Here is a 19,642-nt window from a genome sequence, read left to right on the forward strand (position 1 = left end):
TTCCAGTGAATACACTGTCGACTGGGGGATTAGTCCAGCCTCGCCAAAACGTTTATAGAACTCTACCCACTGATAGACCATACGCCGTTCGATACCATTTTCCCTTGAGATTGAAACCATAGGTTTCTCTCTACTTAAGACCTGATCGATGATAGCCAGTTTAAATTCCAGGCTATACTTAATTTTTCTGCTCATAAAATGCTCCGATTAAAGTGTCCAACTTTTTGGAGGCAGTCCACGCAGCGAGGACTTGAAACGAAAAGCAGGACAGGTGGCTGCCATTGGCACAGCACATTCATTTCCAAAAAACAATTATCATTACAATGTTAGTAAGTGAACAGTGTGTATAAAAATGATTCCGAACAGCTGATAAATTTTAGATATTTGTAAATTATCAGAACAGTATGAAACAATATTTAGATTTAATGCAACATGTGCTTAATCATGGCGCTCAAAAGCACGACCGTACCGGCACTGGAACAATAAGCGTTTTTGGTTACCAGATGCGCTTTAACCTTCAGGAAGGTTTCCCGATGGTGACAACAAAGAAATTGCACTTAAAATCTATTATTCACGAACTGATCTGGTTTTTAACTGGCGATACCAATATTAAATACTTAAAAGATAATGGTGTTCGTATCTGGGACGAATGGGCTGACGAAAACGGCAACCTCGGACCGGTTTATGGTTCACAGTGGAGAAGCTGGCCAACACCAGATGGGCAACATATCGATCAGATCACCAATATCATCAATACCATCAAAAACAATCCGGATTCGCGCAGGATTATTGTTTCTGCATGGAACGTTGCTGAAATCGAAAATATGGCTTTGCCTCCTTGTCATGCCTTTTTCCAATTTTACGTGGCCGATGGAAAATTAAGCTGCCAGTTATATCAGCGCAGTGCCGATATTTTCTTGGGCGTTCCTTTTAATATTGCATCTTACGCTTTATTAACCATGATGGTAGCACAGGTGTGCGGTTTAGAAGCCGGAGATTTTATCCATACCCTTGGCGATGCACATTTATACAATAACCATATCGAACAGGCCAACCTACAATTAAGCCGCGAACCTAAAGCATTGCCAATCATGAAAATTAATCCTGATGTAAAAAGCATCTTTGATTTCAAATTTGAAGACTTTACCCTGGAGAATTACGAAGCGCACCCGCATATTAAGGGGATAGTGGCGGTGTAACATTTGTTCACTGGTCATTAGCCATTAGTTCATTTGTTTGGGTGCAGAATTGAATGCCCTATTTTAAAAAAATCATCCCTTTAATTTACTTAATCAAGAGAAATCATGAATTATAAATTAGAGGATTTAGAAGTGTATAATTTATCAGAGGTAATTTCAGATAAAATCTGGGATATTGTTATGGAATGGGAATATTTTGCTAAGGATACTATTGGGAAGCAATTATGCAGAGCAGCCGATTCCATTAGTGCAAATATTGCTGAGGGATATGGGAGGTATCATTTCAAAGAAAACAAAAACTTTGCTATTATAGCCGAGGCTCAATTTTAGAAGTAAAATCATTTCTTTGGAAATCAAAAAATAGAAATTTGATATCTGAAGATTGTTATTCAGGACTTTATACCGAATTACAAACAATCCATTTAAAACTGAATGCTTATATAAAATATATTGGGCAAAATTTAGATAAAACTTAACTCAGTTGTCAGTGCATATTAAATTCATCTCAATTGAACTGCGCCTAATGCACCATGCCGATACCAATAAACAAATGACCAATGACTAATGAACCAAAAAACCTTTCCATAGCCGTAGCTGTAGGGGAAAATTTTGCAATAGGCAAAAACAACCAGCTTTTATGGCACATGCCAGCCGATTTAAAGTTCTTTAAACAAACCACTTCGGGGCACACAGTAGTAATGGGCCGCAAAACTTTCGATTCTGTAGGTAGACCGCTACCTAACCGCAGGAATATTGTGATTACCAGAGATCCCAGTTTAAAAATCAATGGTGTTGAAGTGGTAAATAGTTTAGATGAAGCTTTAGCAATTACCAAAACAGAAGAAAAACCGGTATTTATTGTTGGTGGTGCTGAGATTTACAGACAAGCCTTGCCCAAAACCGCCACACTTTATTTAACCACCATTCACCACAATTTTGATGCGGATACCTTTTTCCCTGAAATTGACCGGAACGAATGGAAAGTAATCAGCAGTGAAACCCATAAAGCCGACGAAAAAAACAAATACGATTATACTTTTGAGGTTTTAGAAAGGATATAAATCATTAAGTCGTCATTATAAGGCACGAAGCAATCCTACAACGACCGCTAATCAACCCAGTGTTTTAAGATTGCTTCGTGCCTCAGCAATGACTGGATTTTCAAAAGAACCACTACCTTTGCCGTCTAAACCCGATATACATGGATGCCCCCGATTTTTTCCATCGGGGCAGAAACATTAGCGGGACCGAACCAATCCCAAAAGCTAACTGCAATTGCTTTCCGAATCAATTTCAATCTAAACTTAGCACTTTGAAATGAATTCTGCGTGATGAATCTTGGGGGATTATTGCCCGATAAAAATTAATGTTAATAATTTATCAATTAAGGGGTTCTATAATTTAAAAATTTAATTAGATTTGCCGACTTGTTAAAAAACAGCGAAAGACAAATTATTTTAAACAAACAATGCAAGGAAAAGGTTTTATTAAGTTTATAGCGATAGTATTGGCTATCGTTTGTGCGTACGCACTTTCTTTTACTTTGGTAGCATCCAAAGTGGAAAAAGACGCAAAAAACGCTGCGAAGGGTGATTTGGCCAAAGAAAAGGCTTACTTAGATTCGATGAGTACCGTGAAAGTTTATCCAGTAGTTGGATTTACTTATCAAGAGGTAAAAGCGAAAGAGATTAATTTGGGTTTAGACTTAAAAGGCGGAATGAACGTAACGATGGAGATATCGTTAGCAGAGTTGGTAAAATCATTAGCGGGCAACCCTACTGATGCTAACTTTAACAAAGCGGTTCAGAACGCACAGATCCAGTTAAATGCCGGTGGTAAAGATTACATCAAAATTTTTGTTGATGAATTCGAAAAATTAAGCCCTGGAGTAAAACTTGCAGATTATTTTTCTAACCAGGATAACGCATCTCAATTAAAGCCTAGCGCAAGCAATGGCGATGTTGAATCTTTCTTGGAAAAAGAAGCAACCAGTGCGATCGATCGTTCATTTACAGTTTTACGTTCACGTATTGATGGTTTCGGTGTTGTTAGTCCGAACATGCAAAAACAAGAAGGTAGCAACCGTATCTTAATCGAAATGCCAGGTGTACAAGATAAAGAGCGTATTGCTAAACTTTTACAGGGTTCTGCCGAATTACAGTTCTGGCAAGTATATCAGGTGCAGGAAGTTGCACCATTGTTAGAAAACATTAATAAAATTTTAGCTGCAACATTAAAAGCTGATGCGCCTGCAACTAAAGATACAACAGTTGCTCCGGCTGCTGGTGGTAAATTAGCCGGTTTAGAAAAAGCTGCTGCTAAAGATACTACCGCTAAAGGTGGCAAACTTGCTGGTTTAGGTAAAAAGGATTCAACTGCGGTTAAAGCTGAATTGCTTAAATCTAACCCATTGTATGCTGTTCTTAACCTTCCTATTTACCAGGGCGAAAACGGGCAACAACAATTAATGCCAGGTGCAGTTGTTGGTATGTCGTTACAAAAAGATACTGCTAAGGTTAATTCATACTTAAAACTTCCAGAAGTTGCTGCATCTATTCCATCTACGATGAAATTTATGTGGAGTGTTAAACCTAGAGAAGGTTCGAAAATTTTCGAACTATATGCTATTAAAGTGGTTAGTGCTGATGGCAAGCCAGATTTAGGTGGTGAGGCAATCAGCGATTCACGTGCAGATTTTGATCAAAAAGGTAAACCAGAAGTAACCATGTACATGACCAGCGAAGGTTCTGCTAAGTGGAAAAAAATTACTGCCGAAGCCGCTGCTGATCCAAACAACAAAAAATCTATTGCAATTGTATTAGATAACCAGGTTTATTCTGCGCCTACCGTACAGAACGAAATTGCTGGTGGTGTTTCATCAATCACCGGTAACTTTACACAAGCCGATACTAAAGATTTATCTAACATCTTAAAGGCTGGTAAATTACCTGCTCCTGCGCGTATTGCAGGTAGCTATGTAGTTGGTCCAACTTTAGGTGCACAAGCTATTCACGATGGTTTAATCTCATTCGTAATTGCCTTTATCGTAATCTTAATCTTCATGGCGTTGTATTATCACCGTGCAGGTTGGGTTGCTAACTTTGCATTGTTAATCAACTTATTCTTCATCATTGGTATCCTGGTATCACTTGGTGCAGTATTAACCTTACCTGGTATTGCTGGTATCGTATTAACCATTGGTTTATCGGTAGATGCAAACATCCTTATTTTTGAGCGTGTACGTGAAGAGCTTGCACATGGCAAAAACACGGCCACTGCGATTAAAGAAGGTTTTAAACATGCAATGCCTTCAATTATTGACTCAAACGTTACCTTATTTATTTTAGGTGCTATCCTTTACGTTTTTGGTAGCGGTCCGGTTCAAGGTTTCGCAACTACATTATGTATCGGTATCCTTTCTTCATTATTTGCAGCTGTAGCCATTTCGAGAGTAGTTTTCGAATCGTTATTAAACCGCAAAATCGATGTAAGTTTCGATAACAGCATTACCCGTAACGCATTTAAAAACATTGGTTTCAATTTCGTTGGCCGTCGTAAAATTTACTACGTAATCTCTACCATCATTATTATTGCTGGTATTGGTATGTATTTCAAAAATGGTGGTTTAAATTTAGGTGTAGACTTTAAAGGGGGTAGAACTTATTTGGTTCACTTCGATAAAGCAGTTAACACTGAAGATTTAAAAGCTAAGTTAAACCCGGTTTTCGGTAACGAAACGCCTGAGGTTAAAACTGCAGGTGAAGATAGCCAGGTAAAAATTACTACTACTTTCCACATCGAAGATCAGGACATTAAAACTGATAAAGTTGTAGAAGATGCTTTAAACAAAGGTTTAGCCGGTTCTAAATATGAAATTGTAAGTTCACAAAAAGTAACGCCTATCATTGCAAGTGATATCGTAAACGGTGCTTTCTATGCAGTATTGATCTCATGTTTATTCATGTTTATCTATATCGTAGTACGATTCAAAAAATGGCAGTATGGTTTAGGTGCGGTAATCGCATTGTTCCATGATGTGTTAATGGTATTATCTTTCTACACTATTTTAGACGGTATTATGCCATTCTCATTAGAAATCGGTCAGGATTTCATCGCAGCAATTTTAACGGTAATGGGTTACACCATGACGGAGACAGTTGTTGTATTCGATCGTATCCGCGAGAAATTAAAAGAATCTGGCAAAGAAGATTTACATGGTGAAGAGCGTAACAACTTAATCAACTTCGCGCTGAACAGTACATTAAGTCGTACCATCTTAACTTCATTAACCGTATTCTTCGTGTTATTGGTAATCTTTATTTTCGGTGGCGATAGCATCCGCGGATTCATCTTCGCCTTGTTAATCGGCCGTATCATCGGTACATATTCATCATTATGTATCTCTACTCCTATCGTAATCGATTTGGGTAGCTCAGCCGAGAAGAAAAAGTAATAGATTAATTTCTTAAAATATATAAGCGCTCCGATGTATCGGGGCGCTTTTTTTATGCGTTTTTTTTACCACGAAGCCACAAAGTTTTTTTGTTTTTTGAAAAGCAAGGGCTGTGGTTCTTTGGTTCCGATAGTCCTGCTGTACATTCCAATCTTTTTAATTCGCACTGTCATGCTGAGGAACGAAGCATCTGTTCCATCGTTTGCAGATGCTTCGTTCCTCAGCATGACAAAATCTTCAGGAGTACTGCAAATTAAAAAGGATGTTCACTGCCATTAGGTTTAATTAACTTAAAACAGTGATAAGAAACCCATAAAATCCTGCTTCGTCATATCAACGTTATATATTCATTTTTAAGGCAGAATAGCTGCCAAAACCTCATTTCCTAAACCTTTTGGCCATCTTTTTGTTACATTAGCAATAGATAAACCGATAAGAAAATGGATTTACAACTTCCTAAAAGCGAATACCCAAGAGTAGTTATAGTTGGCGGTGGATTTGGAGGAATTGAGTTAGCTAAACGTTTAAAAAACAAACCCTTTCAGGTGGTTATGCTCGATAAACATAACTACCATACTTTTCAACCCTTACTTTATCAGGTAGCTACAGGAGGTTTAGAAGCCGATTCGATCGCTTTCCCATTAAGAAAGATTTTTAAAGGACAGAAAAATCTCATTTTCCGGGTAACCAAGGTTACCGAAGTTAACGCAGCAGAAAACTGTTTACAAACCGATATCGGCAGAATTAACTACGATTATTTGGTTATTGCTACAGGTTCTACCAGTAACTTTTTTGGCAATAAAGAAATTGAGGCCAACTCGATGCCAATGAAATCCATCCCAGAGGCACTGGATTTAAGAAGTTTGATTTTACAGAATTTCGAAAAATCGCTGATCGAAAAAGATGTAGATAAAAAAATGGCCCTTTTAAACTTTGTTGTGGTTGGTGGTGGCCCAACAGGGGTTGAAACCGCTGGAGCCATTGCAGAGCTTAAAAAACACGTTATTCCAAACGATTACCCTGAAATGGATTTTAGCAAGGTGAATATTTACCTTATAGAAAATTCACCAGAATTATTGGGTGTAATGTCGCCACAGGCACAGAAAAAAGCCAAAGATTTCCTTACCGATATGGGCGTTCAGATCATGAACGAAACCAGGGTAATGGGTTACGACGGACATACCCTTACCTTACAGGATAAGGCGCCAATTTTGAGCGCTACCGTAATTTGGAGTGCGGGTGTTAAAGGACAAATACTAGCTGGTTTAGACAAAGCAGAAATTGTTCGTGGTGGCCGATTGAAAACCGATACGCAGAATTTAGTAGTAGGTTATCAAAATGTATATGCCATTGGCGATGTGGCCGCAATTGTTGATGAAGAAACACCAAATGGCCATCCAGGAGTTGCTCCTGCAGCTATACAGCAAGGGCACCATCTGGCCAAAAACCTGATCAACATCAAAGAAAATAAACCTTTAGAGAAATTTAAATACTTCGATAAAGGCTCAATGGCTACCGTAGGTAGAAACAAAGCCGTTGTAGATATTGGAAAAATCCGTTTTCAAGGCGTTTTTGCATGGTTTACCTGGATGTTTGTGCACTTAATGACTTTGGTAGGCTTCAGAAACAAGATTATTGTTTTCGTAAATTGGGTTTGGAGTTATTTCAGTTACGACAGAGGAACCCGTTTAATTATCAGAACCTTTGCAAAAGACCGGAGTGTGGATTATAGAGATGAGGTACCAGCCGTAAAAGAAGAAGTTAAGGTGTCTTAGTCTTTAGTCTTTAGTCTTTAGTCTTTAGTCTTTAAGGCAACTTTGATGATAAAAAATTGTTTTCTTTTCTTTGCGAAAAACTTTACGCATTTTGCGGTTAAACCAAAAATATGAGCCAAAACAACTTCAAATTAGTAGAATGTCCACGCGATGCCATGCAAGGACTACACGATTTTGTTCCAACCGAACTTAAGGCAGAATATTTGAATCTTTTGCTTCAGGTAGGTTTTGATACGCTCGATTTTGGAAGTTTTGTTTCCCCTAAAGCCATTCCACAAATGGCCGATACCGCCGAAGTTTTAGCACAATTGGATTTGAGCAACACGGCAACTAAACTCTTGGCTATTGTAGCCAATTTAAAAGGCGTAGAGAACGCTATAAAGTATGAGGCAGTCGATTACCTTGGTTTCCCTTTTTCGATCTCAGAAACGTTCCAACAGCGTAATACCAATTCAAGCATAGCACAATCATTAAACACCGTGGAAGAAATGCTTTCACTTTGTGCCAAAAACAATAAGAAAGCGGTTGTTTACTTGTCGATGGGTTTTGGGAATCTTTATGGCGACGAATGGAATTATGAAATTGTAGAAAAATGGGCTGATGTACTGGTGGGTAAAGGTGTAGCGATTTTATTGTTAGCTGATACTGTAGGTGTTTCCACGCCAGAGAAGATAGAAAGCATATTACCAAAACTGATTTCGAAGTTTAAAAATACCGAAATCGGCATCCATCTGCATTCAACCCCTGCCGAACGGTTTGAAAAAATAGAAGCTGCTTATCGTTCGGGTGTAAAACGTATAGATTCTGCTTTAAAAGGTTTTGGGGGCTGCCCAATGGCTGCTGATGACCTCACAGGCAACATTGCTACCGAAGACGTAATTGGCTATTTAACTGCAAAAGGAGAAAAATTGAACCTAAATATGGATAAGTGGAATGAGGCAATGGTTTTATCAGGGAAGATATTTGGGTAGTTTTTTGCCATATCCAACGCGCTTCGTCATTTCGAGCGGAGTGAAACGCAGTCGAGAAATCTATATAAAAAGATTTCTCCATTTCGCTGCGCTTCAGTCGAAATGACGATACTAATAGTCCGTGGCTTCGAGGCTATGATGCAAATCAAACCTTCTTCACCATTTTAAAGTGCTGTATCCCAGCCTCCTCAAATTGCTCTCCCTCTGCTACAAAACCAAATTTAGCATACAAACTCATGGCATCTAACTGCGAGTTCAGGTAAATATAATGCGCATCTTCTGGCAGATCAGATAAAGCCTCGGCAATTAGCGCACGACCTACCCCCTGCCCTCTAAAATCTTTTAAAACTGCGAAACGTTCCAGCTTATAACCATTATCCGTTTTACGCCACCTACAGGCACCGCAGGGCTGGCCCTTATTTGTTGCCAGAAAATGTACAGATTCATCTTCATGCTCCCACTCCAATTCTGGCGGGCAACTCTGTTCGTCTACAAATACAATCTTACGGATCGCAAATACTTTATCTAAATCTTCGGGATGATTAACTTTTTGAACGTGCAGACTCATTATCGTGGTGTTTAAAGTGTTTATTCGATTTTAATTTCGATTCATTTAATGCCTCAGCAACATCAATTGAATGCGAACAATGAATATCGGCCTCTTTTTTGGCAAGTGTGGCAATCGTAACGTAAAATTTATGTAATTGATCCAGCTCTTTTTCACTCAAATCTTCTATATCAACCATCCGGTTGCTTGCACCCTGCTGCGCAGCAATCAATTCATTCAATTTTAACTGAATGGCCTTGCCATCTTTATTCTGTGCTTTCTGAATCAAAAAAACCATCAAAAAGGTGATAATCGTTGTACCTGTGTTAATCACCAACTGCCAGGTTTCAGAATAATCGAAAAGTGGGCCTGTAACCGCCCAAATCACTACGATTGCCGTTGCCGATATAAATGCAGCAGAGCTACCCGTAAATTTGGTTGCCGCATTGGCAAATTTCTCAAAAAAATTATTTCTTTTAGTATCGTTCTTAGATTTTGCCATTACAATTTGTTTGCTTAAATATAACCATAAAACAAACAAAAGCGCCATAAGTTTTTAAACCCATGGCGCTTTTGTAATTATTGAATGATTGATTTTTTGAATGACTGAATAGACTTTCAATCTTAAAAAACAATCAAGAATTACAGTTTATCGTTAACGTTGATGCAGTTTAGATCTTCGAAAGCAGTAGTTAAACGTTTCACAAAAGTTTCTTCACCTTTACGTAACCAAACGCGTGGATCGTAATATTTTTTATTTGGTTTATCATCGCCATCAGGATTACCAATCTGGCCTTGAAGATAAGCTTCATTCTTTTTGTAATATTCTAAAATACCTTCCCAAAATGCCCATTGCATATCAGTATCGATATTCATTTTAATTGCACCATAAGAAATTGCTTCTCTGATTTCTTCCTGAGTAGAACCAGAACCACCGTGGAATACGAAGTTGATTGGTTTCTCTGCTGTTAAGCTGAATTTTTCTTTGATAAAATCCTGAGAATTTTTCAAAATTACCGGTTGCAATTTTACGTTACCTGGTTTATAAACACCGTGTACGTTACCAAAAGCAGCAGCAACTGTAAAACGAGGAGAAACTTTACTTAATTCTTCGTAAGCATAAGCCACTTCGCTTGGTTGAGTATATAATTTAGAACTATCTACATCGCTATTATCAACACCATCTTCTTCACCACCTGTAACACCAAGTTCGATTTCGATAGTCATGTTCATTTTAGCCATGCGTGCTAAGTATTTAGCAGAAATTTCCATGTTTTCTTCAATCGACTCTTCCGATAAATCCAACATGTGTGATGAAAACAAAGGTTTTCCAGTTTCAGCGAAGAATTTTTCACCGTGGTCTAAAAGTCCATCAATCCAAGGCAATAATTTTTTAGCGGCGTGGTCGGTATGTAAAACCACAGCAACACCATAATGCTCTGCCAATAAATGTACATGTTTAGCTGCCGATACAGCACCTAAAATACATGCTTGCAATTTCTCATTATCTAAAGATTTGCCTGCATAAAACTGTGCACCTCCATTAGATAGTTGAATCATAACAGGCGAATTTACTGCCTTAGCAGTTTCCAATACCGCATTAACCGTATTTGTACCGGTTACGTTAACTGCTGGTAAAGCAAACTGATGTTTTTTAGCCTGCTCAAACAATTCTTGAACGGCATCTCCGTAAATTACGCCTTTGTAGCCTTTTAAACTCATTTCTTGTTAATTTTATTAAGTCCGAAGTTATAAAAAAAAATAACATTCCAAGCTTTTCTAACAACAGAATTATTTGCCTAACAGCAAAATAAGGCCTATTTAGTGTAAAAAACACATTATCCTTAGTGTAAAAAAGACACACTTAAGTTTACAATTAGCAGTTAACAGTAGCCCGAGCCGAGTTTTCAATTACCTATCCAACGCTTGCATTATTGCCAATCGACTATCAACCAACTCACCATTGACTATTTTTACATCTAATAAGGGTCGACTTTATTTTATTTTTCGTTTCTTTGCAATCCAATTCTTCAAAAAATTATATGGCTTGGTTTAAGAGAGAAAAAAAAGGTATCATCACCACAACAGAAGAGAAAAAAGAAGCACCAGATGGTTTGTGGAATAAATGTCCAAATTGTAAAAAACCGCTACATCAGGCAGAACTTCAGGAAAACAAATACGTTTGTCATTACTGCGATTACCACCTGAGAGTAGGCTCAAAAGAATATTTCGAGGTTTTATTTGATAATAACGAGTTTAAAGAGCTGTTCCCTAACTTAACATCAGGCGACCCTTTAAATTTTAACGATAACAAACCTTACACCGATAGAATTAAAGAAAGCCAGGCTAAAACAGGCTTAAAAGACGCTATCCGTGCCGGTGTTGGTAAAATCGAAGGACAAGACCTTGTAATTGCCTGTATGGATTTTGCTTTTATCGGCGGTTCTATGGGTTCAGTTGTGGGCGAAAAAATTGCAAGATCGATCGATTATAGCATTAAACATAAAGTTCCCTTCCTGATGATCTCAAAATCAGGTGGTGCCCGTATGATGGAAGCCGCATTTTCATTAATGCAAATGGCCAAAACATCAGCAAAACTCGCCTTATTAGGTCAGGCTAAAGTTCCATATATCTCTTTATTAACCGATCCAACTACCGGTGGTGTAACTGCATCATACGCCATGTTAGGCGATATTAATATTGCAGAACCAGGCGCACTGATCGGCTTTGCTGGTCCACGGGTAATTAAAGAAACCATTAAAAAAGATTTACCGAAAGGTTTCCAAACTTCAGAATTCGTTCTTGAACACGGTTTCCTCGATTTCATTGTAGATAGAAGAGCCATGAAAGCTAAATTGGGCGCTTTTATTAAAATGATGAACAACTAGTTGGTTTAGTGGTGCATTAGTCATTGGTTCATTAATGCAATCGACCAATAAACAAATGACTAATGAACAAATGAACTATAATAAGAAAAGCAGGGCTTGAATAACTTCGGTGAATTCAGTCCTGCTTTTTGCTTCTAGTCCTCGCTACACTCCGGGCTTTCCGCGGCAATCAGGTTTAGTTAACATAGGTCAGTAGTTCTTTTGAGGGGTTTCCTAGCGATTGCTACAACCACCCCGCCTGCGGGTACCCCTCCAAAAGAGGCGAATAAATAACCGCAATTTTTCTTATTTTTAAACTAACCAAACCATAAACTAAAATGAAAAAGTTATTCCTATTCATCTCCCTGATCACCGCTACGCTCGCTATACAAGCGCAGGAGAAAAAAGCTAAGGTAATTTACGATGAAGCCTTGGCTAAAAAGCTTGGTGCCGACAACTACGGCATGAAAATGTATGTGCTGGTTATTCTGAAATCAGGCACGAATACAACAGAAACCAAAGCCAAAACAGATAGTTTATTTGCCGGACATATGGCAAACATGGGCAAAATGGTCGAAGCACAAAAACTCGTAGTTGCTGGTCCGATGGGTAAAAACGATAAAAATTACCGCGGCATTTTCGTTTTAAATACAAAATCGATCGAAGAGGCAAAACAACTACTGGAAAGTGATCCGGCCATAAAAGCCAAATTACTGGAACCAGAATTGTACAATTGGTATGGCTCTGCAGCACTAGCTGAGTATTTGCCGTTTCACGATAAGATCCAAAAGAGTAGTTTTTAGGTTTGTTTGCCACGAAAGCACTGAAGGCACGGAGAAGTTAATATAGTGATGTCAGATGTTACCATCTGACCTTTTATCTTATTGAATCATTCACTATTCAACCGTGATCTTCTCTTCCAAGGTTGATGGCTCACCAACCTCAATCCCTATCTCAACTACATCCTCAGCCCTTACAAACCAAGGGTAAAAGATTGCTTCGTCGGCTAAAAAAGCCTTCTCGCAATGACGATCCTACTTACTGCAACATTTCCATTAACATCCTTCAACCCTACTCCTTATTTCATAAATTAGATTATCAAATAATCAATCCTAACTAATTATGAATAAAAAACTACTATTTTCCGCGTTATTGCTGTGCACTTCAACCTGTGCTTTCGCTCAGGATAAGAAAGTAATCGACAATATTGTTAAGGAAGTGAACGAAAACTCTCAATTGGAGAAACTCGCTCACGAACTTTTAGATGTTGTAGGGCCACGTTTAGTTGGTTCACCACAAATGAAACAGGCCAATGATTGGGCCGTAAAAAAATATAGTGATTGGGGCATCTCTGCAAAAAATGAAAAATGGGGCGAGTGGGCCGGTTGGGAAAGGGGTATTACGCACATTGATTTAATAAGTCCAAGGCTTAGAACCCTAGAAGGTACACAATTGGCTTGGAGCCCATCTACCAATGGCAAGGCCATTAATGCAGAAGCGATTATTCTCCCAGAAATTACTGATTCGGTATCTTTTCAAAAATGGTTACCAAATGTAAAAGGCAAAATCGTATTGATTTCAATGAATCAACTATCCGGCCGACCAGAAAAAAACTGGGAAGAATTTGCCACCAAAGATCTGTTCGAGAAATTTAAAAAAGAAAAAGCCGATGCCGCTAAAGCATGGACAGCCAGTATAGCCAAAACGGGTTTAACGGCAAAAACACTTCCTGTAGCCATAGAAAATGCAGGTGCAGTAGCAGTAGTGATCAATAACTGGTCGCAAGGTTTTGGCGTAGATAAAATTTTTGGTGCAAATACTAAAAAGGTCCCAACTTTAGATTTATCTGTTGAAGATTACGGCTTGGTTTACCGATTGGCTTTAAATGGTGATAAACCTAAATTAAGAATCGAGGCAGATGCTAAGAAGCTGGGCGTAGTACCTACTTTTAATACCTTAGCAGAAATTAAAGGCACTCAAAAACCAAACGAATATGTAATGCTTTCGGCCCACTTCGATTCGTGGGATGGCGCAAGCGGCGCTACCGATAACGGTTCTGGAACGATTTTGATGATGGAAGCTATGCGCATTTTAAAGAAATTTTATCCAAACCCTAAACGCACCATCTTGGTTGGGCACTGGGGTAGCGAAGAACAAGGTTTAAATGGTTCAAGGGCATTTGTAGAAGATCATCCGGAGATTGTAAATAATCTTCAGGCTTTATTTAACCAGGATAATGGAACAGGCCGCGTGGTTAATATTGGCGGACAAGGCTTTGCTAAATCAAAAGATTACATCACCCGTTGGTTGGCTGCTATACCAGATACCATTAAAAACCAGATCAAAACCAGTTTCCCTGGAACACCTGGTGCAGGAGGATCTGATTTTGCTTCTTTTGTTGCTGCCGGAGCATTGGGTTACTCATTAAGCTCTACCAGCTGGGATTATGGCACTTATACCTGGCACACCAACCGCGACAGTTACGATAAGTTAGTTTTCGACGAGATTAGAAGCAATGTAATTTTAGCGGCCATTATGGTTTATATGGCCTGTGAAGATCCGGAGAAAACCTCGACTGAAAAAGCAACAGATTTACCTGTAAACGAACGCACCGGAAAACCAACAACCTGGCCAGTACAAACCAAATCGAATAGAAAAGGTGGTTTGTAGATAAAGATTTTGAATACATTTTTAAGGAGCATTTGGCAACAAGTGCTCTTTTTGTATGGTGCAATTACCAATACAAAATATATAATCCGGTAATAATTTTGGGGCCTCGTTACCCTGAATTTATTTCAGGGTCTAATTACAAAAAAGATGCTGAAATAAATTCAGCATGACGATCTCAAAAAATAAATATATTTACTCTTCTTTCTTCTGAAACTTATAAAACAAGTATCCCAAAAAAGGTAAAATCAACACACTGCCCAATAAAAGTGCTAAACCCAGGCTATAAATGGTTTTTTCTGGTCCAGCGGTTTCCAATAACGAAATTGCATCTCCGCTTTTTAAACGAATAAAATTTGGAAAGTGGGCATAACTAATCGCCAGGAGGATCATCGTTACCTGGAAGCCCGCTAAAATGCGTAAAACCTTGGTTTTACCTTTAATCAATAAGTACCATAACAAAACAAGGGATAAACTGGCCAATACAATTGCAGATAAACCGACATTACTTTTAAAAACCCAGTCGATTAATGGAATTCCATCACGCTGTGCAGCAATAAACACCATTCCACCAAAAACAACGGCGGCCACATTCATAAATTCGGCCTTTTTAATAAAACGGCGTTTATCGTGTGCTTCTTTTGTTTCGCCAATAAGATATATGGCCGCCAGGAAACCACAAAGTGCCACTGTAAAAAAGCCCACAGCGACAGAAAACCAGTTTAACCACCCTGCAATATAGGCTGAATAAAAATCGGTCGCCTGCGTATTAATATGGCCTGAAATCAAACTTCCGGCAATAATACCAAGAAATAGCGCGGTAATAAAGCTCGAATACCTGAATATCCGGTTATAAAACCACTGCATATCATCTTTAACCGCGTCGTAATGACGGAATACAAAAGCAGTGCCCCTGGCAATAATTCCAATGAGCATAATGGCCAATGGAATATGCAAATAAACCGACATGGTAGTATAAATATGCGGAAAACCAACAAAAAGGATTACAATGGCAATAATTAGCCACATGTGGTTGGCCTCCCAAACCGGTCCAATGGCATGGTACATGGTTTTACGGGTTTTACTCCTGTTTTTTGTCGAAGTAAACAGCTCAATAATACCTGCACCAAAATCAGCTCCGCCCAATAAAAAGTAGAGCAAAATGGCCATGCATAAAAATGTAATTACAACGTCTTTCATATATGAAAATGATTACACTGATATCTAGATTACACAGATTGATAAGCTTATTTCTATTATCATCTTAATTTTTGTGTTTAGTGATTTTTTTCGGGTTGATTATACAATACGGGCACCATTTTAATCTGCCGGTAAAGTAAAAAGGCTACGATAATACTCAGCGAAATATAAATGGCTGAAAAGATATAAAACGAATAGGCAATACCAGGCATTGGCGTAACTGCATCTTTGGTCCGCATAATACCGTAAATAATCCAGGGTTGGCGTCCAACCTCAGTTACCACCCAACCTGCCTCCAGCGCGATATAACCCAGTGGTATGGCCAATACAAAAAGCTTTAGCAACCAGGGTTTCTCCAATAATGGTTTCTTTCTGATTAGATTGAAGAAATACACCAGCGAAATCAGCAATAATAAAGTGCCAATCCCTACCATAATCTGAAAGGCATAATGTGTTATGGCCACCGGGGGGTGTTCATTTTCTGGAATCTGATCTAATCCTTTAACTTCAGCTTTAAAATCGCCATGTGCGAGAAAACTTAAGGCACCCGGGATCTTAATTGCACCTTTTACCGTTTTATCTTTCTCGTTCACAATGCCTCCGATCAATAGCGGTGCTGGTTTTTCGGTTTTATACAGTGCTTCCATCGCTGCAAGTTTAGCGGGTTGCCTTTTCGCCACATCTTTTGCGGAGATATCGCCGCTTAAAGGCTGCAATAAAGCACCAATACAGGCAAATATGGCCGCAATTTTAAAAGCTTTTAAGTGAAATTCTTTATTGCGGTCTCTCAAGATCATCAAAGCATGTACACCTGCCACGGCAAATCCCGTCGCTGTAAAAGCTGCCAAACACATGTGTAAGGCCTGGCTGAACCAAGCTTTATTGAACATGGCTTGTATAGGATCGATATTAAGGTATTCTCCGTTTACAAAGTCGAAACCCGCCGGACTGTTCATCCAGGCATTTGCGGCAACTACCAAAATTCCGGAGGCCAAGCCGCTTACCCCTACAACCATCCCTGTAAACCAATGGAACCATTTATTTAACTTATTCCAACCATAAAGAAAAAAACCAAGGGCAATGGCTTCGATAAAAAAGGCTGTTCCTTCGAGTGAGAAAGGCATTCCGAATATTGGCCCAGCATGATCCATAAACTTTGGCCAGAGCAAGCCTAATTCGAAAGATAACATGGTGCCTGATACTGCGCCGGTAGCAAAAAATATCGCTACACCTTTACTCCAGGCTTTAGTGAGATTTTTGTATACCTCATCGTTTGTTTTAAGCCATTTATAATGCGATACGGCCATAAAGAAAGGCATAACCATGCCAATACAGGAAAAAATGATGTGGAAGCCTAACGATAAGGCCATTTGGGAACGGGCTGCGATAAAATCATCCATGAGCTGTAGATTTTGAATTGTAACAAATATAGTTGTTAAACACTAAAGCCTACGGTAATTCAATGACCTTGAAAGGATTATTTTAAATATAGAACGTTTATAAATTGAAAAAAAATTTGGCTGTTCGTTACTACAGTGATAATTGTTTTTGTTTAACCACAGATGCACAAAGATAAGCCCAGATTTTACAGGCATTATATCTTTATCTGTGTACATCCTTTTTATCTGTGGTTAATATTTTTTTTTTAGCTTAGCTGCTAAACCCCTTTCAACTCATCATAAGCTGCAGTTAAACTCCTTTGGATGCCATCTCCCTTCCATTCTGTTGCATTTGGAATTGAGCTTGCTTTTAGAATGTCTTCTTTGCTTTTTCCTGCTTTGATTTCTCCGCTCACAAAAGTTAAAAGGTTCTGCAGGTAATTTTGAAACGCTTTAACATCTGCTTTGCTTCCTGTTACTTTTTCAGGATCTAAGCTATGTCCCCAGATAAACAGGGTATCGTTATCAAATTGAGTCAAAATTTTATCCAATGCCGTGATCCAATTGCCGATGTGTGCACCGTTTTCCCGATCGATGTAAGGAAACTTACGGTTGAAAACCAAGTCGCCTACATGCGCAATATTTGCATGCTCAAAATGATAAACGGCATCCCCATTGGTATGACCAGAGCCATAATAAGAAGCTTTTATGTTCTCATCCCCTACTTTTGCTGCCCATTTTGTTCCAAAAGTAGTGTCAGGCAATAACTGTTTGTCTAAATTATTTGCTTTCTCTGCACCTCTTTTCTGGTTAACTAAGGAGTTTTGATGCGCCACAACCTTTTCGGCCAATCCTTTAAAGGAGATATTGCCAGCGGTATGGTCGCCATGATGATGGGTATTAATCAGGTATTTGAAAGGTTTTTCGCCTAGTTTTTTTAACTCTTCGATCACATGCGGCGCCGAAGTTGGAAACTGGGCATCTACCACCACAAAACCATTGCTCGAATTTAACCACCCTATTGTACCGCCCTGTTCGGTAAATATCCCTACATTATTGCGCAATGGTTTAAAGTTGTAAGCACGCATTAGCGCTTGCTGTGCAAAAACATCTGATTTATAAATTGAAAGCAAGGCCATGGCCAATGCCGAGTTTTTGATAAAATTTCTTCTTTCCATTTTGGGATTTAGCTAAAAACCACAGCAATTGCTGTGGTTTAAATTTAGTCATTTTGTTCGTAAAATATATTCCGACCAGTTATATTCCTGAACCTGGGGTTGGTCCGGGTTCGTGTCCTGGCCCTAGTGGATTATTCTTGCGTTTATCCTCTTTGTTAAACAGGTTAGTGGTTATTTTCGATGATTTATTTTCATCTAAAGAATCATGATCTCTCACATCTTCTACTTTTTTATCTAGCAAATCGTTCTCAACAACTTTACCTTTTTCCTTATTTGTTTCCATAGTATTGTAAATTGATGTATTATAGAAACAAGTGAAAAATAAGATTGTTTTTCTTAGTTGTTTTGGGAATGGGTTTATGTGTTTTTTTAGAAAAACTCTTCTCGTCTTAGCGTCTCGCTAAGACCTCTCAATTAATCTAATCTTGTTCATTATGTTTCAGTAGCAAAAAACTAAAGTCTTAGCGAGACGCTAAGACTAGGTAATAGCAATAAACCTTATGTTCGGTGAGCTACCAACCAGGCAATTAAAAGATTCTTCATTGCATTCAGAATGACAGAATTATAAAGAGAAGTCGTCATCTCGATCCAATAGTAATCGGATGAAGCGCTACATGTACCGATTTTCATCGGTAGCGAAACAGAGAGATCTATCTAGACAGATTTCTCGACTGCGTTGCACTCCGCTCGAAATGACGGCATCTCGACGGCAGATTTTAAAACATTGCTCCCGGAAGTTTTCCCAATTCGTGAATGCAGCCGAAAGAATGAAATCTTCTTTTATGGATTTTGTTGAAATGGTTTGAAGATTCAAACGAAAATGGATTAAGGATAAACTTGTAAATGTGTTTCCTTTCTTCATTTAATTTTTCTTCCTGCTTCGCGTTCTCTAGATTTTGATTGTTTTGGCTCTTTTCCATGACGATATAGATTGTTGAAAACATGGTTAGTTTTCAGGGTTAACAATTTTAATCAGAATGCCTTTTTAACAGCACAATGCGCGAATAAAAAAGCTATTTAAAACTTGCTTAACCTTATACCACGGGGAATTTGATAAGGTTTCGTTCTGGAACAACATTAAAATGGCGTGGATTGCCTTTATCTTAATTAAATATAAGTTTTATTTTTGTGTTTTGCAAGAGTTTTTTTGCTTCGACATAAGCGGTAACTATCTCAAACGCGATTTTTTATTTTGGAAATCAGGTACAGTGGTATTTAGGCAAGTACAGTCCTGCTCATATCTTTACCTTTATAATAAAAATAATCAAAAGAGGGAGATAAACTTGTAGTCCCGCAAGACACGAAAATTAATCGATGCCGTCGTGAGAGGATAACCCTCCCTTTTTTTATTTCTTAAAGTTTGAACAGTACCTATTGACCATTTCGCTGTATTTGGATCATCTATA

17 protein-coding genes and 1 pseudogene are annotated in these 19,642 nt (G+C 38.5%); 9 read left to right on the plus strand and 9 right to left on the minus strand.

The features are described from left to right. On the minus strand, nt 1–195 hold a 195-nt coding region (locus tag J7E57_RS26745; RefSeq protein ID WP_215166337.1), incomplete at its 3' end, for a helix-turn-helix domain-containing protein. 209 nt (nt 196–404) lie between these two features. Here J7E57_RS26745 and J7E57_RS26750 point away from each other — a divergent pair. From J7E57_RS26750 to secDF, 4 genes and pseudogenes are all read left to right on the plus strand, one after another. After that, complete coding sequence (locus tag J7E57_RS26750) at nt 405–1,199, plus strand: thymidylate synthase (RefSeq protein ID WP_215131736.1); 795 nt, start codon at nt 405–407, stop codon at nt 1,197–1,199. Between the two features lie 180 nt (nt 1,200–1,379). Further along, nucleotides 1,380–1,675, plus strand: a pseudogene (locus J7E57_RS26755) (four helix bundle protein). Nucleotides 1,676–1,756: 81 nt separating this feature from the next. After that, nucleotides 1,757–2,260, plus strand: coding sequence for a dihydrofolate reductase (locus J7E57_RS26760; protein WP_215131738.1), 504 nt, complete (start codon nt 1,757–1,759; stop codon nt 2,258–2,260). A gap of 407 nt (nt 2,261–2,667) precedes the next feature. Then, entirely contained in the window at nt 2,668–5,652 is a 2,985-nt protein-coding gene (gene secDF / locus J7E57_RS26765; RefSeq protein WP_215131740.1) for a protein translocase subunit SecDF, read from the plus strand. Between the two features lie 65 nt (nt 5,653–5,717). On the opposite strand, the gene J7E57_RS26770 is transcribed toward secDF, so the two are convergent. Further along, the gene (locus tag J7E57_RS26770) at nt 5,718–5,879 is read right to left on the minus strand and encodes a hypothetical protein (protein ID WP_215131742.1); all 162 of its coding nucleotides are present in this window, start codon (nt 5,877–5,879) and stop codon (nt 5,718–5,720) included. A gap of 213 nt (nt 5,880–6,092) precedes the next feature. Between J7E57_RS26770 and J7E57_RS26775 the strand changes: the two genes are divergently transcribed. Together J7E57_RS26775 and J7E57_RS26780 are read left to right on the plus strand one after the other, a co-directional pair. Beyond that, the gene (locus J7E57_RS26775) at nt 6,093–7,427 is read left to right on the plus strand and encodes an NAD(P)/FAD-dependent oxidoreductase (protein ID WP_215131744.1); all 1,335 of its coding nucleotides are present in this window, start codon (nt 6,093–6,095) and stop codon (nt 7,425–7,427) included. Between the two features lie 110 nt (nt 7,428–7,537). Next, nucleotides 7,538–8,398 (plus strand): hydroxymethylglutaryl-CoA lyase, encoded by an 861-nt coding sequence (locus tag J7E57_RS26780; protein ID WP_215131745.1) that lies wholly within the window; start codon nt 7,538–7,540, stop codon nt 8,396–8,398. Nucleotides 8,399–8,543: 145 nt separating this feature from the next. Here the strand turns inward: J7E57_RS26780 and J7E57_RS26785 are convergent, their stop codons facing one another. The 3 genes from J7E57_RS26785 to fbaA form a co-directional block, all read right to left on the minus strand. Beyond that, nucleotides 8,544–8,966, minus strand: a complete 423-nt coding sequence (locus J7E57_RS26785) for a GNAT family N-acetyltransferase (protein ID WP_215131747.1) — start codon at nt 8,964–8,966, stop codon at nt 8,544–8,546. Then, entirely contained in the window at nt 8,941–9,447 is a 507-nt protein-coding gene (locus J7E57_RS26790; protein WP_215131748.1) for a low affinity iron permease family protein, read from the minus strand. The genes J7E57_RS26785 and J7E57_RS26790 overlap by 26 nt, the downstream gene beginning before the upstream one ends. Nucleotides 9,448–9,587: 140 nt before the next feature. Continuing rightward, nucleotides 9,588–10,667 (minus strand): class II fructose-bisphosphate aldolase, encoded by a 1,080-nt coding sequence (gene fbaA, locus J7E57_RS26795; protein WP_029276269.1) that lies wholly within the window; start codon nt 10,665–10,667, stop codon nt 9,588–9,590. 320 nt (nt 10,668–10,987) lie between these two features. Here fbaA and accD point away from each other — a divergent pair, with 320 nt between their 5' ends. From accD to J7E57_RS26810, 3 genes are all read left to right on the plus strand, one after another. Beyond that, nucleotides 10,988–11,833, plus strand: a complete 846-nt coding sequence (gene accD / locus J7E57_RS26800; protein WP_057933455.1) for an acetyl-CoA carboxylase, carboxyltransferase subunit beta — start codon at nt 10,988–10,990, stop codon at nt 11,831–11,833. A gap of 317 nt (nt 11,834–12,150) precedes the next feature. After that, on the plus strand, nt 12,151–12,615 hold the full coding sequence (locus tag J7E57_RS26805) for a YciI family protein (RefSeq protein WP_215131749.1): 465 nt from the start codon (nt 12,151–12,153) through the stop codon (nt 12,613–12,615). A gap of 319 nt (nt 12,616–12,934) precedes the next feature. Further along, nucleotides 12,935–14,482, plus strand: coding sequence for a M20/M25/M40 family metallo-hydrolase (locus tag J7E57_RS26810; RefSeq protein ID WP_215131751.1), 1,548 nt, complete (start codon nt 12,935–12,937; stop codon nt 14,480–14,482). A 192-nt stretch (nt 14,483–14,674) separates the two neighbouring features. On the opposite strand, the gene J7E57_RS26815 is transcribed toward J7E57_RS26810, so the two are convergent. From J7E57_RS26815 to J7E57_RS26830, 4 genes are all read right to left on the minus strand, one after another. After that, nucleotides 14,675–15,679, minus strand: a complete 1,005-nt coding sequence (locus J7E57_RS26815) for a cytochrome d ubiquinol oxidase subunit II (RefSeq protein WP_215131753.1) — start codon at nt 15,677–15,679, stop codon at nt 14,675–14,677. A gap of 77 nt (nt 15,680–15,756) precedes the next feature. Beyond that, nucleotides 15,757–17,079: a cytochrome ubiquinol oxidase subunit I gene (locus J7E57_RS26820; RefSeq protein ID WP_215131755.1), complete on the minus strand. Its 1,323-nt coding sequence runs from the start codon at nt 17,077–17,079 to the stop codon at nt 15,757–15,759. Between the two features lie 257 nt (nt 17,080–17,336). Beyond that, nucleotides 17,337–18,236, minus strand: a complete 900-nt coding sequence (locus J7E57_RS26825; RefSeq protein ID WP_215131757.1) for an MBL fold metallo-hydrolase — start codon at nt 18,234–18,236, stop codon at nt 17,337–17,339. Between the two features lie 79 nt (nt 18,237–18,315). Then, on the minus strand, nt 18,316–18,519 hold the full coding sequence (locus J7E57_RS26830; RefSeq protein WP_131031784.1) for a hypothetical protein: 204 nt from the start codon (nt 18,517–18,519) through the stop codon (nt 18,316–18,318). Between the last annotated feature and the right edge of the window lie 1,123 nt (nt 18,520–19,642).

Origin of the sequence: Pedobacter sp. ISL-64 (assembly GCF_018613605.1) — a bacterium.
GTDB lineage: Bacteria > Bacteroidota > Bacteroidia > Sphingobacteriales > Sphingobacteriaceae > Pedobacter.